Origin of the sequence: Bordetella genomosp. 10, assembly GCF_002261225.1 — a bacterium.
Lineage (GTDB): Bacteria > Pseudomonadota > Gammaproteobacteria > Burkholderiales > Burkholderiaceae_B > Bordetella_C.
The window spans coordinates 2,461,587-2,480,551 of the sequence record NZ_NEVM01000005.1; the positions used below are offsets into that span (position 1 = coordinate 2,461,587).

An 18,965-nucleotide genomic window follows, 5' to 3' on the forward strand; every position below is an offset into this window, starting at 1 on the left:
ATGGTCGCCTCCAAGGACAGGATCGATAAGGAAAGGAATCTGTTCAAACCGGGCCGACGTCAACGGGCCACCAGATGGCCCGGCTCGACTTCGTCCAACATCAAAATGGCCGGCTCGTCGCCCACGCGGCGCACCGGGCTGGGAATCTCTCCGGACACCAGGCTGGTATCGATGTGCCGGCCCGGCTCGGCCACCGGCACGGCGGCCAGCAGCCTGCGCGTATACGGATGGCGCGGCGCCTCGAAAATGCGGCGCCGGCTGCCCAACTCGACGATCTGCCCCAGGTACATCACCGCCACGCGATGGCTGACCCGCTCCACCACCGCCATGTCGTGCGTGATGAACAGATAGGACAGGCCGTGCTCCTTCTGCAGATCCATCAGCAGGTTGAGGATCTGCGCCTGGATGGAGACGTCCAGCGCCGACACCGATTCGTCGGCGATGATCAGCCGCGGCTTGCTGGCCAGGGCGCGCGCGATGCACACGCGCTGGCGCTGGCCGCCGGAGAACTCGTGGGGATAGCGCCGCGCGTGCTGGGCGGACAGTCCGACGTGCTCCAGCAGCTCCGCCACGCGCCGCTGGATGGCCGCCTGGCCATCCAGCAGGCCATGCGTGACGATGGGTTCGGCGATGCTGAAGCCCACGGTCTTGCGCGGATCCAGCGAAGCATAGGGATCCTGGAAGATGTACTGGATTTCCTGGCGCAGGCGCTGGGCGCCGGCGCGGTCCATCGAGAAAATATCGCGCCCGTCGAAGCGCACTTCGCCCGACGTCGGCGCCACCAGTTGCTGCAACGTCTTACCGATGGTCGACTTGCCGCTGCCCGATTCTCCCACCAGGGCCAGCGTTTCGCCGGGGTAAAGATCGAAGCTGACGCCCTCCACCGCATGCACGCGATGCGTGGCGCGGCCGAAGAAGTTGCGCTTGACGTCGAAGCGCGTGGTCAGGCCGCGCACGCTGAGCAAGGGCTGGCGATAGTCCGCCGTGTCCTGGTCGTACGCCGCGCCGGCCTGGCGCAGCGTATCGCCGTCCAGCACCACCTGCTGCGTGCGGCGCGGCAGGTCGGTCCCGGCCATGCTGCCCAGGCGCGGCACGGCCGCCAGCAGCGCTTGCGTATAGGCATGCCGGGGCGCCTCGAAAATCTGCCTTACCGGCCCCTGCTCCACCTTCTTCCCGCGCAGCATGACGACCACCTCGTCGGCCATTTCCGCCACCACGCCCATATCGTGGGTGATGAACACCACGGCGGTGCCCAGATCGCGCTGCAACTCGCGGATGATGTTGAGGATCTGCGCCTGGATGGTCACGTCCAACGCGGTGGTCGGCTCGTCGGCGATCAGCAGCCGCGGCTTGCACGACAGGGCCATGGCGATCATGACACGCTGGCGCATGCCGCCGGACAACTGGTGCGGGTAGCGGTCCAGCATCTGCGCCGCGTCCGGCAGGCGCACCTTCTCCAGCAGCGCCCGCGCCGCCTGGCGCGCCGCCGCCGGCGACAGCCGCTGGTGCAGCACGATGGCTTCCTGGATCTGGTCGCCCACCGTATAGACCGGATTCAGCGACGTCATCGGCTCCTGGAAGATCATGGCGATATCGTTGCCGCGCAAGGCGCGCATGCGGTCCTCGGACGCCTGCGCCAGGTCCAGCGTCCGGCCCTCCTTGTCGCGCAGCAGGATGCTGCCGGCGCTGACGCGCCCGCCCGTGTAGCGGGTCAGGCCCATGATGGCCAGGGAAGTGACGGATTTGCCCGAACCCGATTCGCCCACGATGGCCAGCGTCTGGCCGGGGCGCACATCGAAATCCAGGCTGTCGACGGCGCGCACCGGGCCGGCGTCGGAGGAAAAATCCACGGTGACCCCTCGCAGCGACAGCAGCACGTCTGCGGAAGGCGGAGTGGTAATGCGGTTAGACAAGGGGGAAATAAGAAAATGTGATTCTGGCGTATCGGGCGATTCTCGACGGTGCCGGAGCGGCGGCACATCCGTATAAACCCTTAGACCCCGCGCATCGTGCCGGCACGGTTTCACGAGCCTGGGCTCCCGGCCACGGACATTCCGGCGCTAGGCCGCCGGCCACGCCTGCTCCACGCATTCCAGGAAGGCGCGCACCAGCCGCGGGCTGGGCGTATTGACGGGCTTCAGCACATAGCTGCTGAACTCGATCGCCGGCGCGAATGGGATCGCCTTCATCCCCGGTGTCTTCATGCTGCGGCTGACGATGGGGTTGACGATGCCCACGCCCAGCCCCAAGCCCACCATCCTGCATATCGTCGTCGCGTAAGGCGTCTCTATCGTCAGCTCCCGCTCGTCCGGCGCGAAGGCCGCATCGGTGGCCAGCCGCGTGGAGCTGCCGTGCGGCAGGGAGATGAAGCGCTCGCCCGCCAGGTCCCCGGCCTGTATCAGGCGCTTGCGCGCGAGCCGGTGCTCGGCCGGCACGACGCACACCCCGCGCTCCTTGCGCAGCAGTTCGGTCTCGATGCCGGGGATATCCGACAGATAGGAGACCAGTCCCACATCGCAGTAGCGCATCGACGTCCACTTCGCGACCGTGGGCGATCCGTTGGTATGGATCACGACCGGCACCTTGGGGTAGCGTTCGGTGAACAGGCGCATCGCTTCCGGAATGATGCTCATGGCGATGGACGCCACCGCCCCCACCCGCAAGCTGCCGGCGCCCGATTGCCGTATCGACCGCGCCGACTCCGACAGGCTATCCAGGCCGACGAATGCACGCTCGACCTCGCCCAGCAGGGCCTCCGCCTCCAGGGTCGGGAAGATGCGGCCGGCGACGCGCTCGAAAAGCGCGAAGCCGACCTCTTTTTCCAGTTGCGAAATCACGCGCGTGACGTTGGGCTGCGACGTATGCAACTGGCTCGCGGCCAGCGTCATCGAACGGGTCAGCATGACGGCGCGGAAGGTTTCGATCTGCTTGAAGTTCATGCGTCCCGCCTCGGAAAACGCCCTTGCACAAGGCCATATCAAGAAAGTATGGACTCGGCAAGATAACTGATTTGACGTTACAGGGGGGCATTTTCATACTGGCCTGCACTCGTTTCATTGGAGCAGGAAGAATGGAGTCCAAGGTCAGCCGGCGCCTCAAGGAGGCCATCGCACCCGAGGTGCGCGAATATGTTTTCGTGCCCCGCCTCAATCGCGAATTCCACAACAACTTCGTCTACCTGACGAGCATCAACCAGGCGCACCTGCTGATGCTGCACGCCACGGGCCTGATGGACACCGCCACCGCCGCCACCCTGGCCCGGGCCCTGGCGCGGATGGAAGAGGAAGGCCCCGACGCCGTCGAACTGGACGCGGGCCGCGAAGAAGCCTATTTCAACTACGAAGCGCGGTTGATGGAAATCGCCGGCCGCGACGCCGGCGGCCGCCTGCACATGGCGCGCAGCCGCAACGACATGGGCGCCACCGTCGATCGCATGAAGACGCGCGCGAAGATCCTGGATCTCATCGACGCCATGGCCGCCGTGCACCAGGCCGCCATGGCGCGGGCGCGCGAGCATGCCGACGCGGTCATGCCAGGCTATACCCACCTGCAACCCGCCCAGCCCATCACCTACGGCTACTACCTGACCGCCGTCGCGGAAACCATCCTGCGCGACATCGACCGTCTCAACCTGGGACTGCGCCGCCTGGACGCCTGCCCGCTCGGCGCGGGCGCCCTCGCCGGCACCGCCTTTCCCATCGACCGCTCGGCGACCGCCGCCTGGCTCGGCTTCACGGCCGCCGTTCCCAATGCGCTGGACGCCGTGGCGTCGCGGGACTTCGCCTGGGAGCTCATGTCGTCCGTCGCCATCGCCGCGGTCACGTGGAGCCGCGTGGCCCAGGACTATTACGTGTGGTCCACGCCCGAATTCGGCCTGATCGAATTCCCCGACAGCGTGGCCAGCACCTCCAGCATCATGCCGCAGAAGAAGAACCCCGCGGTGCTGGAGCACCTGAAGGGCAAGGCGGCGCACATGGTGGGCTTGCTGACCGCCTCCATGGCCACGATCAAGGGCACGAACTTCACGCACACGGGCGACGGCAGCCGCGAAAGCATGCGCAGCTTCTATGAGGCCGTGGACGAGGCCAAGCGCTGCCTGGCGCTGTTCCGCCTGATCGTGGATCGCGCGCAACCCCGCCGCGATGCCATGCTGTTCCAGGCCCGCACGAATTTCTCGACGGCGACGGACCTGGCCGACGCGCTGGTGCGCGAGGCCGGCATGTCCTTCCGCGACGCGCACCATGTCGTGGGCGCGGTCGTGCGCCGCGCGCTCGACGCGGGCATTCCAGCCGACCGTATCGACGCGGCCCTGATTGATGCGGCGGCCATGGAGGAGCTGGGCCGCCCGGCGGGCCTGGAGGCCGGCACCGTGGCCGACTGCCTGGACCCGGCCCGCAACGTCGCCGCGCGCAAGGTCATGGGCGGACCGGCGCACGCGCGGGTATTGGAAAGCGTGGAACGCCAGGAGCAGGCGAGGATCCGGCTCCTGGAGGAGGTCTCCGTCCTCCGGCGCCGCCTGGCCGACGCCGACGAAACGCTCAAGCGCCAGACGCGGGAGCTCGCCGCGGCGGGGCATTGAGCGGGAGACTGCGGCCGCGACGCACGTACGCAGCGCACGTATGCAGTGCACAAATGCAATGCACGAATCAACGCAAGAACCGATGCACGAATCAATGCGTGAATCAACGCAAACACAAGACAAGGGGTCATCGTCATGAACATTTTCCGTCGACTCGTCCTGGGCGCCGTACTGGCGGCGCCCCTGCTCGCCACCGCGGCGCAACCCTATCCCGACAAACCCATCCGCCTCATCGTGCCGTTCGCGCCGGGTGGCAGCGTCAACCTGATGGGACGCCTCCTGGCGGACAATCTCTCGCAACGCCTCGGACAGCAGGTCATCGTGGAGAACCGCGCGGGCGCGGGCGGTCTGATCGGCGCCGAACTGGTGGCGAACGCCGCCCCCGACGGCTATACGCTGCTCTTGGCCACGATGGGCGCGCAGTCCATCCAGCCCTATCTCAGCAAGCAGCTCCGCTTCGACCCCAAAACGTCCTTCACGCCCATCGGCGAATTCGCCAGCCTGCCCAACGTCCTGGTCACCACGCCCGACGTGCCGGCGAACAACCTGGCGGAACTGATCGCCTACGCCAAGGCCAACCCCGGCGCCCTGAGCATGGCGTCGGCCGGCATCGGCTCGGTCAACCAGATGGTCGGCGAGCTGTTCATGCTGAAGACCGGCGCCCGCTTCACGCACGTCCCCTATAAAGGCGCGGGACCGGCCATGGTCGACCTGATGGGCGGCCGCGTGCAGCTTACTTTCGTCAACGTGCCCAGCGTGGTGGCCCAGGTGAAGGAAGGCAAGCTCAAGGCGCTGGGTATCGCCGGCGAAAAACGGACAGCCATGCTGCCCGACGTCCCCACCATGAAGGAGGCCGGCGCCTGCGATTGCGTGGTCGATTCCTGGTACGGCCTGATGGGGCCGGCGGGCATGCCCAAGGAACTGGTCGACAAGCTGTCGCGCGAACTGCGCGAGGTGGTCGCCACGCCAGCCATGCAGCGCATGCTGGCCGAGCAAGGCGCCGAACCCATCCAGGGCTCGCCCGCGCAATTCGCCGCCGTCATCGACGCCGAATCCCGGCGCTGGTCCGAGATCATCAAGGAAGCCAAGCTGGCTGAATGACGCGACGATTCCATCAAGCCCGGCGCCGCCGCCGGGCTTTTTCCGCTGTCCTGGCCGCCACGCCCTGCTAGGGCGTCACTTCCCGGTACGACATGCGCTCGCCGCTGTTATCGGTTTCCTCAAGACGCACCTTGAACCCCCACAAGCGCACCAGGTGCTTGAGCACTTCCTCGGCATCCTCGGCCACCAGCGGCCGGCCGCGCGATTGCATATGGCGCAACACCAGCGACCGGTCCGTTTCGCGGTTGTAGCGGACCACCTGGATATCCGGCACCAGGTTGTCGCGATTGTGCTGCTCGGCGAGCAGCTTGCGCACGCGCCGGTAGCCTTCGTCGTCGTGGATGGCCGCCACCTCCAGCTTGGGATTGGACGAGTGGTCCGCGATGGCGAAGAAGCGGAAATCGCGGATCAGCTTGGGCGACAGGTACTGCGAGATGAAGGACTCGTCCTTGAAGTTGCGCATGGCGAAGTCCAGCGTCTTCAGCCAGTCCGCGCCCGCGATGTCCGGGAACCAGCGGCGGTCTTCCTCGGTCGGGTTCTCGCAGATGCGGCGAATGTCGCTCATCATGGCGAAACCCAGCGCGTACGGATTGATGCCGCCATAGCCGCGCTGGTCGAAGCCGCGCTGGCTGACCACATTGGTGTGGCTCTGCAGGAACTCGATCATGAAGCCGTCGGTGACGAGGCCCTTCTCGTGCATGCGGTTCAGGATGGTGTAGTGCCAGAACGTGGCCCAGCCCTCGTTCATGACCTTGGTCTGCATCTGCGGGTAGTAGTACTGCGCGATCTTGCGCACGATGCGCACCAGCTCCCGCTGCCAGGTCTGCAGCTTGGGCGAATGCTTCTCGACGAAATAGAGGACGTTCTCCTCCGGCTCGGCCGGAAAGACGCGCTCGCGGTCCTTCTCCTGCTCTTCCGATTTCGGCACCGTGCGCCACAGGTCGTTGAACTGCAGCCGCTGGTACTCCTCGCGGTCCGCCACGCGTTGCAGCTCTTCCTTGTAGGACACCGGCGTGGGCCGCTTGTAGCGGTCCACCCCATGCGAGGACAGGGCATGGCAGGAATCGAGGATTTCCTCCACGGCGTCGATGCCGTAGCGTTCCTCGCAGGCCATCACGTAATTGCGCGCGAACACCAGGTAGTCCAGCACGCCGTCGGCGTCGGTCCACTGGCGGAACAGGTAATTGCCCTTGAAGAAGGAGTTGTGCCCGTAGCACGCATGGGCGATCACCAGCGCCTGCATCGCCATGGAGTTTTCCTCCATGAGATAGGCGATGCAGGGGTTGGAATTGATGACGATCTCATAGGCCAGGCCCTGCGCGCCCTTGCGGTAGGCCTGCTCGTTGAGGATGAAATCCTTGCCGTAGGACCAGTGCGCATACCCGACCGGCAGCCCGGCCGAGGCATAGGCGTCGAGCATCTGCTCCGAGGTGATGACCTCGATCTGGTTCGGATAGGTATCGAGCTTGAACTCCGCGGCGACCTTGGCGATGGCGTCGTCGTAGCGTTGCAACAGCTCGAACGTCCATTCCGAGGTCGTCGAGATGGGCCCCGGGGGGGCCGAACCGCCGCCGGGCAGGTCGCCGGCGGGGGGCGCTTCCAGCGCGTTCAGGATGGCGTTCATGCGGCCTCCTTGCGGAAGAGCTCGTGAAAGACCGAGAAAATCTCGGAGCGGTCCGATATGCGCCGCATGACGAAGTGCTCGGCCGGCTCCCGTTCGTACTCGGCCCACAGGCTGCTCTTGCGCACGTCATGGATGTCGTGCAGCTCGATATAGGCAAAGTAGCGGGTGGCCGGCAGCAAGTGCTCCGACAGGAAGCGCACGCTGCGGCCGGCGTCGGCGCCGAAGGAATCGCCGTCGCTGGCCTGCGCCGCGTAGATGTTCCAGGTCGACGGCGAGTAGCGCTTGCCGATGATCTCGTGCATCAGTTCCAGCGCCGACAGCACCACCGTGCCGCCGCTCTTGGGGTCATGGAAGAAGGTGTCCTCGTCCACTTCCTCGGCATTGTCGGTGTGGCGGATGAAGACCAGGTCGACGTGCTCGTACTTGCGCATCAGGAACAGGTACAGCAGCGTGAAGAACCGCTTCGCCATGTCCTTCTTGGACTCGTCCATGGAGCCCGAGACGTCCATCAGGCAGAACATGACGGCGCGCGCCACCGGCACCGGCACCGACACGCGGTGGCGATACCGCAGGTCGATCTCGTCCAGGAAGGGCACGCGCGCCAGCCGGCCGCGGCAGATTTCCACCTGTTCGCGGGCGGCTTCCAACTGGTCCTCCGGCGCCTTGCGGGCGACCAGCGCCGCCAGTTCGTCCTCCGCCGCCGTCAGCTCCTGGCGCGCGCTCACGCTCAAGGCGATACGGCGCGACAAGGAAGCCTTCAAGGTGCGGTTGACGCTGAGCGAGCTGGGCGAACCGGTGGTGGTGTAGCCGGCGCGCTGCCATTTCTTCTGGTTGACGTCGCCTAATTGGGTACGGACCAGGTGCGGCAGCTCCAGGTCTTCGAAGAAGAAATTGAGGAACTCGGCGCGCGACAGGGTGAACGTGAACTGGTCCACCGAATCGCCCTCGCCCGGTTCGCGGCCGCCGCCCTGGCCGCCCCCGCCCTGGGGCCGGTCGATGGTGTCGCCGGTCATGAACTCGCGATTGCCCGGGTGCACGATCTCCCGGTCGCCGCCGGGCCCATGACGGAACCGGGGTTCGGAGATGTCCCGGGTGGGGAGATTGATCTCCCCGCCCTGATCCATCTCTTCGATCGAGCGCTCCCGAATCAGGTCCCGAACCGCTTTGCGTACCTGAGTCTTGTAGCGCCGAAGGAAACGCTCCCGATTGACGGCGCTCTTGTTGCGTCCATTGAGACGACGATCGATAAGTGAATTCATAACACCCCGCTTACGAGGATTTTCTGACCCGCAAATACCATTCGCAGAGCAGCCTCACCTGTTTCTCGGTATAGCCCTTTTCGACCATCCGCTCGACGAAACTCTGGTGCTTGCTCTTGTCCTCGGCCGAGGCCTTGGCGTTGAAGGAAATGACGGGCAGCAGGTCTTCGGTGTTCGAGAACATCTTCTTCTCGATCACCTCGCGCAGCTTTTCGTAGCTGGTCCATGCCGGGTTGCGGCCCCCATTGTTGGCGCGCGCCCGCAGCACGAAGTTCACGATCTCGTTGCGGAAGTCCTTGGGGTTGGCGATGCCCGCCGGTTTCTCGATTTTCTCGAGTTCGTCGTTCAACGCCGAGCGGTCGAAGCTTTCGCCGGTTTCCGGATCCCGGAATTCCTCGTCCTGGATCCAGCAATCCGCGAAGGTGACGTAACGGTCGAAGATATTCTGGCCATACTCCGAATACGACTCCAGATAGGCGGTCTGGATTTCCTTGCCGATGAACTCCGCGTAGCGCGGCGCCAGGTAACCCTTGATGAACTCCAGGTAGCGCCGCCGCGTGTCTTCCGGAAAATCCTCGCGGGCGATGCGCTGCTCCAGCACGTACATCAGGTGCACCGGGTTGGCCGCCACTTCGGTCTGGTCGTAGTTGAAGACACTGGAAAGAATCTTGTACGCGAAGCGCGTCGAGACCCCGTTCATGCCTTCGTCGGTGCCGGCGTAGTCCTTGTATTCCTGCAGCGACTTGGCCTTGGGATCGACGTCCTTCAGCGTTTCGCCGTCGTAGACCCGCATCTTGGAATAGATATTCGAGTTCTCCGGCTCCTTCAGGCGGGTCAGCACGGAGAACTGCGCCATCATGTCCAGCGTGCCGGGCGCGCAGGGCGCCTCGCTCAGCGAACTGTTGCGCAGCAGCTTGTCATAGATGCAGACCTCCTCGGAAACCTGGAGGCAGTAAGGCACCTTGACGATATAGATACGGTCGAGGAAGGCCTCGTTGTGCTTGTTGTTGCGGAAGGTCTGCCACTCCGACTCGTTCGAGTGGGCCAGGATGCTGCCGTTGAACGGAATCGCCGAAAACCCCTCGGTGCCCTTGAAGTTGCCTTCCTGCGTCGCCGTCAGCAACGGGTGCAGCATCTTGATGGGCGCCTTGAACATTTCGACGAATTCGAGCAAGCCCTGGTTGGCCAGGCACAGCCCGCCGGAATAGCTGTAGGCGTCCGGGTCGTCCTGCGAGTAGCGGTCCAGCTTGCGGATGTCGACCTTGCCGACCAGCGAGGAAATGTCCTGGTTGTTTTCGTCGCCGGGTTCGGTCTTGGCGATCGCCACCTGGCGCAGCACCGACGGATTCAGGCGCACCACGCGGAATTGCGAGATGTCCCCGTCATATTCCTTCAGGCGCTTGACCGCCCACGGCGACATGATGCCGCTGAGATAGCGGCGCGGAATGCCGTAATCGTCTTCCAGTTGCTGGCCGAAACGGTCCGGATTGAAAAGCCCGAGCGGCGTTTCGTTGACGGGAGACCCCTTCAGCGCATAGATCGGATAGCTCTCCATCAGCACTTTCAGGCGTTCCGCGATGGACGACTTGCCGCCGCCGACGGGTCCCAGCAGGTAGAGGATCTGCTTGCGTTCCTCCAGGCCCTGCGCGGCATGCTTGAAGAAGGCCACGATCTGGCTGATCACGTCCTCCATGCCAAAGAATTCCTTGAAGGCCGGATAGCGCCGGATGATGCGATTTGCGAACAGCCGGGACAACCGGGGATCGTTTCGGGTATCGATGATCTCCGGTTCTCCGATCGCTGCCAGCATCCGCTCGGCGGGGCTGGCGTACGCCATCGGATCGCGCTTCGCCAGATCGAGGTATTCCTCAAGGGTCAGCTCCGCTTCCTGATCCCTGGCGTACTGCGACTTGAAGCCTTCTACGATATTCAGCATCGTGACACCTCCGACTACGTCGTGCAAAAAGGTCTACTGCGCTCCCGTGACTTCATTGTGTCCCTGTGTGTGCAGCCTCGCTAGAGGTAATCACCATAAGTTCATACATGGCTTGGCGATGTTGCGTTCGACACACACACTGCATGACGGTCCGCGGCTATATGGTTTAGTCCGGCGGCAAACAGCGCAAGTTCCGCAAAAGCGGGACAGGGGAAGCGAGCATTGAAATAAATGATCTCGATATAAGACATATGCCCCTCGCGCCGGAAAAAACCCACAAAACCGCGGCCGTTCTTTTCCTTTGGAAACTAGGCGCCGCGCCGGGCGTCAACCGCGCCCGGGGCGCTCAGCATCCGCTCGACATAGCGGGCGATCGTGTCGATTTCCAGATTGACTTTGTCGCCTGCCTTTACGTTACGCAACGTAGTCACCTCTTGGGTATGGGGAATAACGTTAATCCTTATGTCAGAGCCCTTTTTATCCGGCATATCCGCCACATGATTAACGGTCAGGCTGATGCCATTAACCGAAACAGAGCCCTTATAGGCCAGATATTTCGCAATATCTGGCGGCACGCGGATGATAAGTTCCCTCGATTCACCGACCTTTTCGTAGCTTTCCACCGTGCCCAGGCCATCCACGTGGCCGGAAACCAGGTGTCCGCCGATCGCGTCGCCGATGCGCAGGGCCTTTTCCAGATTCACTTCGCCCGGCTTTTCCAATCCCACGGTCAGCTTGAGGCTTTCGCGCGAAACGTCGACCTCGAATTCGCGTCCCTGCACGGCCACCACGGTCATGCAGGCGCCCTGGATGGCGATCGAATCGCCCAAGCGCACATCGCTCAGGTCCAGTCCGCCCGCGTCGACGGAAAGGCGCAAACCCGCGCCGCCGTCATTGGATTCAAAGGGCTGGACGCGCACGATGCGTCCCACGGTCGCCACGATGCCGGTAAACATGAATGCATTCACTCCTGGTAAATTTCCCTGTCACCGGGGCGGCCATTCCGTTGCCGGATGCTGGTTTCGCAAGCAAGCCCTGCGCCTGCGCGGCCTCGCCGCCGAAAACTAGGGGTAAACAATAGGGCGGCGCTTGCGCGCGCCGCCTTCAAAAGGCGGCAGCAGCGGTCATCAACTGCTGCCAACGCTCCACATAACGGCCGTGCAGGCGAACGTCGCCCCCCAGCCGCGCCACGTCGATGAACTCGAAACGACGCGCTTCCTTCAGATTCTCCAGCACTGGCAGCCCGACCATGCCGGCCGCGTCGCCCAGCAGCATGGGAGCGATGTAGGCCAGCACCTCGTCCACGCAATCGGCGGCCAGCAAGGCGCCGCTCAAGCCGGCGCCCGCCTCGACGTGCACTTCATTGACCTGCTGCCCGGCCATCCAGCGCATCATCGCCGCCAGGTCGACGCGTCCCGCGGCCGCCGGCAGGCGGATCACCCGGGCGTTGCGGCGCGCCAGCCGCTCGGCCTTGTCCTGGTCGTCGCTGACCGTGAACACCCACACTTCGCTACCGTCGAGCAGGCGCGCGGTTTCCGGCAGGCGCAACTGGCTATCCACCACCGCCTTGCGGGGCTGCCGCGGCAGGTCGATGGCCCGCACGGTCAGTTGGGGATCGTCCTTGAGCACCGTGCCCATGCCGGTCAGGACGACGTCGGCCCGCGCGCGCCACACATGCCCGTCGGCGCGCGCTTCCGCGCCCGTTATCCATTGCGACATACCGTTGTGCAGGGCGCTGCGGCCGTCCAGGGACGCCGCCAGCTTGAGCCAGGTCCAGGGCGTGCCGCGGCTCATGCGCGCCGCGAAACCGGCGTTCAGGGCCAAGGCCTCTTCCTGGCAGACGCCCGCGGTGACGGCGATGCCGGCTTCGCGCAGGCGCGCCAGCCCGGCGCCGCCCACCAGCGGATTGGGATCGCCCATGGCGACCACCACGCGCGCCGGCGCCGCCGCCACCACCGCGTCCGCGCAGGGCGGCGTGCGGCCGTAATGGCTGCACGGTTCCAGGGTGACGTAAAAGGTCGCGCCGGCCGTCGATTCGCCGCGCCGGGCCGCGTCGCGCAAGGCGCAGACCTCGGCGTGCGGGCCGCCGGGCGGCTGCGTCGCGCCCTCGCCGATCACGCGGCCGTCGCGGACGATCACGCACCCCACCCGGGGGTTGGGCGCGGTCGTGTGGATGACGGTTCGGGCGAGCGCCAGCGCGTGGCGCATCCAGTGCAGGTCGGCTTCGGTAGTCACGTCTCGATTGTATGCCCGGGCTTGCCTTCGCGCTGTGTCCGAATTGTCCATGGGGACTTCATGGCGATGTCCGATTTGGTCCTAAACTAGTCCGCGATGGATCTGGTCCGAGCCCGGCCCCGGAGTCACAATGCGACGCATCCCGGTATTTTCAGCCGGTTTGCGGAGAATCACATGAAACGAGCGGTATTGGTCATTGATGTGCAGGAGTCCTTCCGGTGCCGTCCGTATTGGGACGAAGCCGACTTGCCCGCGTTCCGCCAGGCCGTGCAGACCCTGCTGGACGAGGCGGCCGCCGCGGGGGTGCCCGCGCTGCGGATTTTTCACCATGAGCCCGCCGCGCCCGAGGACAATCCCTTCTCCCCGCGCTCCGGCTTGGTGCGCACGCTGGAAGGCATCCGCTACACGCCGGTGGAGACGTTCCACAAAACGGTGCATTCGGCGCTCTATGCCCTGAGCGCCGACGGCACCGCTTTGGAGCATTGGCTGCGCCAACATGGCATCGAGGAAGTGCTGGTGTGCGGCATCCGCACCGAGCAATGCTGCGAAACGACCACCCGCCATGCGTCGGACGCCGGCTTCCAGGTGCGATTCGTCGCCGACGCCACCCTGACCTTCCCCATGACCAGCGCCGCCGGCCGCCGCTATACGGCGGCCGACATCCGCGACCGCACCACGCTGGTCCTCGACGGCCGTTTCGCCCGCATCGTGGAAGCGGCGACGGCCATGGACGACTGAACCCCGCGACCGGCCCATGTCCGGCGCACGCCTGGAAAACACGATGCCTCCCACACCGTCCGCCGCCATGCCGGTCTATTTCGCCCTGCTGCCGCGCACCGTCCTGCTGGACGTGGCCGGCCCCGCCGAAGTATTCCGCGTCGCCAACAAATACGCGCCCGGCGCCTTCGACCTGCACTTCTGCGGGCCCGCCGCGGGCATGGAGAGCGGCCTGCCGGGCCTGCGTTTGGCCGGCCTGGAGCCCCTGCCGGAACGGCTGCCGGCGCATGCCCTGGCGGTGGTGGCGGGCACGGTGGGCGCCGACGTCGCGTGGCAGGAGGCCGAGACGCACCGGCTGGTGGAATGGCTGGCGCAGCGCCATGCCGAAGACGGCTTTCGCCTGATGACGGTCTGCTGGGGCGCGCTGCTGGCCGCGGCCGCCGGTTTGCTCCGCCAGCGCGCCTGTACCAGCCACCACTCCTGCCTGGACATGCTGACGCGCATCGATCCGGACGCGCGCGTGCTGGACAACCGGATCTTCGTGGAGGACGGACGGGTGATGACCAGCGCCGGCTATACCGCCGGCATCGACCTGGCCCTGCACGTGACGGCCGGCCTGTGCGGCCCCAGGGTCGCCAGCGCGGTCGCGCGCGAGATGGTGGTGTACCTGCGCCGCGCCGGCGACGACCCCGCGGTGTCGCCGTGGCTGGAGCACCGCAATCACCTGCATCCGGTCGTGCACCGCATCCAGGACGCCATCGTGCAGGATCCCGCCGCGCCGTGGACGGCCGAAGCGATGGCACGGCGCGCCCACACCAGCAGCCGCCACCTGGCGCGGCTGTTCGCCCGTCACGCGGGCTGCTCGCCGCTGGACTACCTGCACCGCATCCGCGTGGCGATGGCGCGAGAACTGGTGCGGGAAAGCGATCTGAGCCTGGAAAACGTCGCCGAACGCAGCGGTTTCGGCTCGGTGCACCACATGCGCCGGGTCTGGCGCAAATTCGAGGCCATGCCGCCCGGCGCCTGGCGCGGCGCGCTCGGCGACGCATCGCCGGGCTGATCCGGGCTGTGATCCGCTGATTCAGACTGATCCGCCGATCAGGACGATCCGGCGTGGTGAAGCCTGGCCTCGGGGCCGGGCGGTCCGGGCAGCGCTATTCCTTGCGCAACTTGCCCGACAGCAAGGGCCCCTGCATCTCGCGTATGGCTTCGATGAACTCGCCGATGTCCTCGAAGCTGCGGTAAACCGAGGCGAAGCGCACGTAGGCCACCTTGTCGAGCTTCTTGAGCTCGTTCATGACCAGCTCGCCGACGTAGGCCGACGGCACTTCCCGCTTGCCGCTCGCCAGCAGGGTCTCCTCGATGCGCGCCACCGCGGCGTCGACGTCCTCGGTGCTGACCGGACGCTTGCGCAAGGCCAGCGACAGGCTGCCGCGCAGCTTGCCCGGCTCGAAATCGCTGCGGCTGCCGTTGCGCTTCACAATCGACGGCATGGCCAGCTCGACCCGCTCGTAAGTCGTGAAACGCTTGTCACAGGCCTGGCAACGGCGACGCCGGCGTATGGTGTCGCCCTCTTCCGACACCCGGCTATCGACGACCTGGGTGTCCGCGTGACCGCAAAATGGACATCGCACTTGCCTGCCCCCTCAGTGGCGAAACGATCAGGCGGATCGGCATTCCCCGCCCAGGCGCCAGGCGCACGGGACGAAAACCCGCGCCTGGATGTCTGGCGCCATGGCCGGAGCTTACCTTACATCAGCCGTAGACCGGCAGGCGCGAGGTCAGGGCGTCCACGCGGGTGCGCACCGCGGCGATGTTCGCTTCGTCGCGCGGGTTGTCCAGCACGTCGGCGATGAGGTTGGCGGTGAGTTCGGTCTCCGCTTCCTTGAAGCCGCGGGTGGTGATCGCCGGCGTGCCCAGGCGGATGCCGCTGGTGACGAAGGGCTTTTCCGGATCGTTGGGGATGGCGTTCTTGTTGACCGTGATGTGCGCCTGGCCCAGCACCGCTTCGGCTTCCTTGCCGGTGATGCCCTTGGCGCGCAGGTCGACCAGCATGACGTGGCTTTCGGTGCGGCCGGACACGATGCGCAGGCCGCGCTTGACCAGGGTTTCCGCCAGCACCTTGGCGTTCTTCACCACCTGCTGCGCGTAGTCCTTGAAATCCGGCTGCAGGGCTTCCTTGAACGCCACGGCCTTGGCGGCGATGACGTGCATCAGGGGGCCGCCCTGGATGCCCGGGAAGATCGAGGAATTGATGGCCTTTTCGAACTCGGCCTTCATCATGATGACGCCGCCGCGCGGGCCGCGCAGCGACTTGTGCGTGGTCGAGGTGACGAAATCGGCGTGCGGCACCGGGTTGGGGTACGCGCCGCCGGCCACCAGGCCGGCGTAGTGGGCGATGTCCACCATGAACAGCGCGCCGTTGTCGCGGGCGATGCGGCCCATGCGTTCGAAATCGATGTGCAGCGCATAGGCGGACGCGCCCGCCACGATCAGCTTGGGCTTGTGCTCCTTGGCCAGCGCCTCGACCTTGGCGTAGTCCAGGACTTCGTTGGCGTCCAGGCCGTAGGGCAGGAAGTTGTAGAGCTTGCCGGAAGCGTTCACGGATGCGCCGTGGGTCAGGTGGCCGCCTTCGGCCAGGCTCATGCCCAGGACGGTGTCGCCCGGCTTCAGGACCGCCATGTAGACGCCCTGGTTGGCCTGCGAGCCCGAGTTCGGCTGCACGTTGGCGGCTTCGGCGCCGAACAGTTGCTTCAGGCGGTCGATGGCAAGTTGTTCCGCGACGTCGACGAATTCGCAACCGCCGTAGTACCGCTTGCCGGGATAGCCTTCCGCATACTTGTTGGTCAGTTGCGTGCCCTGCGCTTCCATGACGGCGGGGCTGGCGTAGTTTTCGGAAGCGATCAGTTCGATGTGCTGTTCCTGGCGCACATTTTCTTTCTGGATAACGGCCCAGAGATCGGGATCGACCTGGGAGATCGTACGGGAGCGGTCAAACATGGGAAGTCCTGAAAGGAAGGTCTGGATATCGGGGAAAACCAGGGTCAGGCGCTAGTTTACAGCGCAGCCCACCGCCGACGCCTCCCCGGCGTGCTCCCGTTGTCACGCGCCAAGCCGGAAAACGAACGAAAACGGGGCGAAAACGGACAGAAAAGCGCAAAAAAGCGGCAAAGCGGGGGCAGAGGGGAAAAACTGCTCAAGGGAGCATGAAAATATTTCACGCAGATGGCGGCCGCGCCTCAGCCCGCACCGGCATGAAAACGGCGGGCAAGCCCGCCGTGGAATGGATCGCCCCATTGAACCGGTTCCTGAGATCGACCATGAGGTCGGCCCCGTTATAAGGCCGGCCCTCCGGAACGCCAGGGCGCCCCGGTGGCCTCGCTCAAGCCGACGTCGTGCCGATCTGCTTGGGCGCCAGGTCCGGATTGAGGGTGTAGGTGCCCGTCAGCGAAGCCTGCGCCAGCACCTTGCCCTTGATGGCGGCCAGCACGTCGGCGCCCGTGAAGGCGCCTTCCAGTTCCAGCTTGGGCACGCTCAGCGCATACAAGGTGAAAACGTAGTGATGCGGGATCGAGTCGTTCCACGGGGGGCACGGCCCGTCGTAGCCGAAATAATCGCCGCTCATGTCATGGTCCGAGGCAAACCAGTCGGTATAGCTGTTCACGCCCTGGCGGGCGCCCTGCGGGGCCAGCGGGCCGCCCTTGCCGCGCGGCGTGATGCCATTGGAAAAGGCGCCTTCCTCGATTTCCCGGGTTTCCGGGGCCAGGTCGATCAGCACCCAGTGGTAGAAATCCACCCGGGGCAAATCCGCCGGCACCAGGCGGCCTTCCTGGTTGACGTCGTCAGGCTTGCTGGGCACGTCCGGATCGTGGCAAATCATCACGAACGAGGCGGTGCCGTCGGGCACGTCGTCCCACGAAAACTGGGGATTGCAGTTGTCGGCCAGCGCAACGTGGGATTGCGCGTCGATGCGGCCGAACGCATAGCGTTCGGAAAGAGCCTCGTTATCGGAAAAAGACAAGCTCGCAAGCTTCATGGCGTGCCTCCTTGTTGCGTCGCACAGACCTAAGCGTATCTGTTTTGAATTGACTTGCGTAGTTCCAAATCGAGGTCTTTCGGCGGCGGCCCGGACGCCCGCGCCGCGGCAATCCCCAAAAGCCCATCGGCCGGGCCGGCCGAAGTCCCCAGCCGGGCTACCCGGCCAAGGTTACACGGGCAAATTTGCGCTTGCCCACCTGGATGACATACTCGCCGGCGGACAATTGCAACGATTTGTCTTCCACCTTGTCGCCGTTGACCCGCACGCCGCCCTGCTCGACGTTGCGCTGGGCTTCGGCGCCGGAGGCGCACAGCCCCGCCTCGCGCAAGACCTTGAGGATGCCCAGCGGCGCGCCGCCCACCTTGACCTCGGGCATGTCGTCCGGCAAGGCGCCGTCGCGGAAGCGCGCCTCGAAGCCGGCCAGCGCGTCCACCGCGGCCTGCTGGCCATGGAAGCGCGCGACGATTTCCTGGGCCAGCGCGACCTTGGCGTCGCGCGGGTTGCGGCCGCCGTCGATCTCCGCCTTCAAGGCGGCGATGTCCTCCAGCGTGCGGAAGGACAGGAGTTCGAAATAGCGCCACATCAGGGTGTCGGAGATCGACATCAGCTTGCCGAACATCGATTCCGGCGTGTCGGAAATGCCGATGTAGTTGCCCTTGGACTTGGACATCTTCTCGACGCCGTCGGTGCCCACCAGCAGCGGCATGGTCAGGATGCACTGCTGCTCCTGGCCGTATTCCTTCTGCAGCTCGCGCCCCACCAGCAGATTGAACTTCTGGTCGGTGCCGCCCAGCTCCAGGTCGGACTTCAGGGCCACCGAGTCGTACCCCTGCATCAAGGGGTAGAGGAATTCATGCACCGCGATGGGCACGCCCGACTTGAAGCGCTTGGTGAAGTCGTCGCGCTCCATCATGCGCGCCACCGTGTAGCGCGAGGCGAGCTGGATGATGCCGCGCGCGCCCAGGGGGTCGCACCATTCGGAGTTGTAGCGGATTTCGGTGCGCGCCGGATCCAGCACCAGGCTGGCCTGGGCGTAGTAGGTCTTGGCGTTGGCCTCGATCTGCTCGCGCGTCAGCGGCGGACGGGTGTTGTTGCGGCCGCTGGGGTCGCCGATCATCGACGTGAAGTCGCCGATCAGGAAGATGACGTTGTGGCCCAGGTCCTGCAACTGGCGCATCTTGTTCAGCACCACCGTGTGTCCCAGGTGGATGTCGGGCGCCGTCGGATCCAGGCCGAGCTTGATGCGCAGCGGCACGCCGGTGGCGCGGCTGCGCGCCAGCTTGCGCACGAACTCGGACTCGACCAGTAATTCATCGCAACCACGTTTTGCGACGCGCAGGTCGGCCTCGACCTCGGGAGTGATGGGAGCTTCTGGGTGGGACATAGTCAGGGACAACCTTGCGGAACCGGGACGGAAAAATCGGCCTGCCGCCGGGCGCCGGCGGGAGACGATTTCAGCACTTTAATGGATGGAG

General features: G+C 65.4%; 15 protein-coding genes. 4 read left to right on the forward strand and 11 right to left on the reverse strand.

Annotated elements, in window-relative coordinates:
• Nucleotides 1–59 precede the first annotated feature (59 nt).
• Together CAL29_RS27165 and CAL29_RS27170 are read right to left on the reverse strand one after the other, a co-directional pair.
• Nucleotides 60–1,913 carry an ABC transporter ATP-binding protein gene (locus CAL29_RS27165; RefSeq protein ID WP_373559816.1) on the reverse strand — a complete coding sequence of 618 codons (1,854 nt, stop codon included), beginning with the start codon at nt 1,911–1,913 and terminating at the stop codon, nt 60–62.
• Nucleotides 1,914–2,060: 147 nt separating this feature from the next.
• Complete coding sequence (locus CAL29_RS27170) at nt 2,061–2,939, reverse strand: LysR family transcriptional regulator (protein WP_094856004.1); 879 nt, start codon at nt 2,937–2,939, stop codon at nt 2,061–2,063.
• 131 nt (nt 2,940–3,070) lie between these two features.
• Here CAL29_RS27170 and argH point away from each other — a divergent pair, with 131 nt between their 5' ends.
• Complete coding sequence (argH, locus tag CAL29_RS27175) at nt 3,071–4,579, forward strand: argininosuccinate lyase (protein ID WP_094856005.1); 1,509 nt, start codon at nt 3,071–3,073, stop codon at nt 4,577–4,579.
• 135 nt (nt 4,580–4,714) lie between these two features.
• Nucleotides 4,715–5,680, forward strand: coding sequence for a Bug family tripartite tricarboxylate transporter substrate binding protein (locus CAL29_RS27180; RefSeq protein ID WP_094856006.1), 966 nt, complete (start codon nt 4,715–4,717; stop codon nt 5,678–5,680).
• A 67-nt stretch (nt 5,681–5,747) separates the two neighbouring features.
• Here CAL29_RS27180 and CAL29_RS27185 read toward each other — a convergent pair whose 3' ends face one another.
• From CAL29_RS27185 to ribD, 5 genes are all read right to left on the reverse strand, one after another.
• Complete coding sequence (locus tag CAL29_RS27185) at nt 5,748–7,304, reverse strand: SpoVR family protein (protein WP_094856007.1); 1,557 nt, start codon at nt 7,302–7,304, stop codon at nt 5,748–5,750.
• The gene (locus CAL29_RS27190) at nt 7,301–8,563 is read right to left on the reverse strand and encodes a YeaH/YhbH family protein (RefSeq protein WP_094856008.1); all 1,263 of its coding nucleotides are present in this window, start codon (nt 8,561–8,563) and stop codon (nt 7,301–7,303) included. Before CAL29_RS27190 ends, CAL29_RS27185 begins: the two co-directional genes overlap by 4 nt.
• Before the next feature lie 10 nt (nt 8,564–8,573).
• A complete protein-coding gene (locus CAL29_RS27195; RefSeq protein ID WP_094856009.1) occupies nt 8,574–10,499 on the reverse strand; it encodes a PrkA family serine protein kinase in 1,926 nt (641 codons plus the stop codon).
• A 308-nt stretch (nt 10,500–10,807) separates the two neighbouring features.
• On the reverse strand, nt 10,808–11,455 hold the full coding sequence (locus tag CAL29_RS27200) for a riboflavin synthase (protein WP_094856010.1): 648 nt from the start codon (nt 11,453–11,455) through the stop codon (nt 10,808–10,810).
• A 148-nt stretch (nt 11,456–11,603) separates the two neighbouring features.
• Nucleotides 11,604–12,734, reverse strand: a complete 1,131-nt coding sequence (gene ribD, locus CAL29_RS27205; protein WP_373559817.1) for a bifunctional diaminohydroxyphosphoribosylaminopyrimidine deaminase/5-amino-6-(5-phosphoribosylamino)uracil reductase RibD — start codon at nt 12,732–12,734, stop codon at nt 11,604–11,606.
• 174 nt (nt 12,735–12,908) lie between these two features.
• On the opposite strand from ribD, the gene CAL29_RS27210 reads away from it, so the two are divergent.
• Nucleotides 12,909–13,472, forward strand: coding sequence for a cysteine hydrolase family protein (locus tag CAL29_RS27210; RefSeq protein WP_094856012.1), 564 nt, complete (start codon nt 12,909–12,911; stop codon nt 13,470–13,472).
• A gap of 43 nt (nt 13,473–13,515) precedes the next feature.
• Nucleotides 13,516–14,511 carry a GlxA family transcriptional regulator gene (locus tag CAL29_RS27215; RefSeq protein WP_179284203.1) on the forward strand — a complete coding sequence of 332 codons (996 nt, stop codon included), beginning with the start codon at nt 13,516–13,518 and terminating at the stop codon, nt 14,509–14,511.
• 94 nt (nt 14,512–14,605) lie between these two features.
• Here the strand turns inward: CAL29_RS27215 and nrdR are convergent, their stop codons facing one another.
• The 4 genes from nrdR to tyrS form a co-directional block, all read right to left on the reverse strand.
• The gene (gene nrdR / locus CAL29_RS27220; protein WP_094856014.1) at nt 14,606–15,085 is read right to left on the reverse strand and encodes a transcriptional regulator NrdR; all 480 of its coding nucleotides are present in this window, start codon (nt 15,083–15,085) and stop codon (nt 14,606–14,608) included.
• Nucleotides 15,086–15,206: 121 nt separating this feature from the next.
• A complete protein-coding gene (gene glyA / locus CAL29_RS27225) occupies nt 15,207–16,451 on the reverse strand; it encodes a serine hydroxymethyltransferase (protein WP_094856015.1) in 1,245 nt (414 codons plus the stop codon).
• A 382-nt stretch (nt 16,452–16,833) separates the two neighbouring features.
• Nucleotides 16,834–17,487, reverse strand: coding sequence for a YbhB/YbcL family Raf kinase inhibitor-like protein (locus tag CAL29_RS27230; protein WP_094856016.1), 654 nt, complete (start codon nt 17,485–17,487; stop codon nt 16,834–16,836).
• Nucleotides 17,488–17,644: 157 nt separating this feature from the next.
• Nucleotides 17,645–18,874: a tyrosine--tRNA ligase gene (tyrS, locus tag CAL29_RS27235; protein ID WP_094856017.1), complete on the reverse strand. Its 1,230-nt coding sequence runs from the start codon at nt 18,872–18,874 to the stop codon at nt 17,645–17,647.
• Nucleotides 18,875–18,965 lie beyond the last annotated feature (91 nt).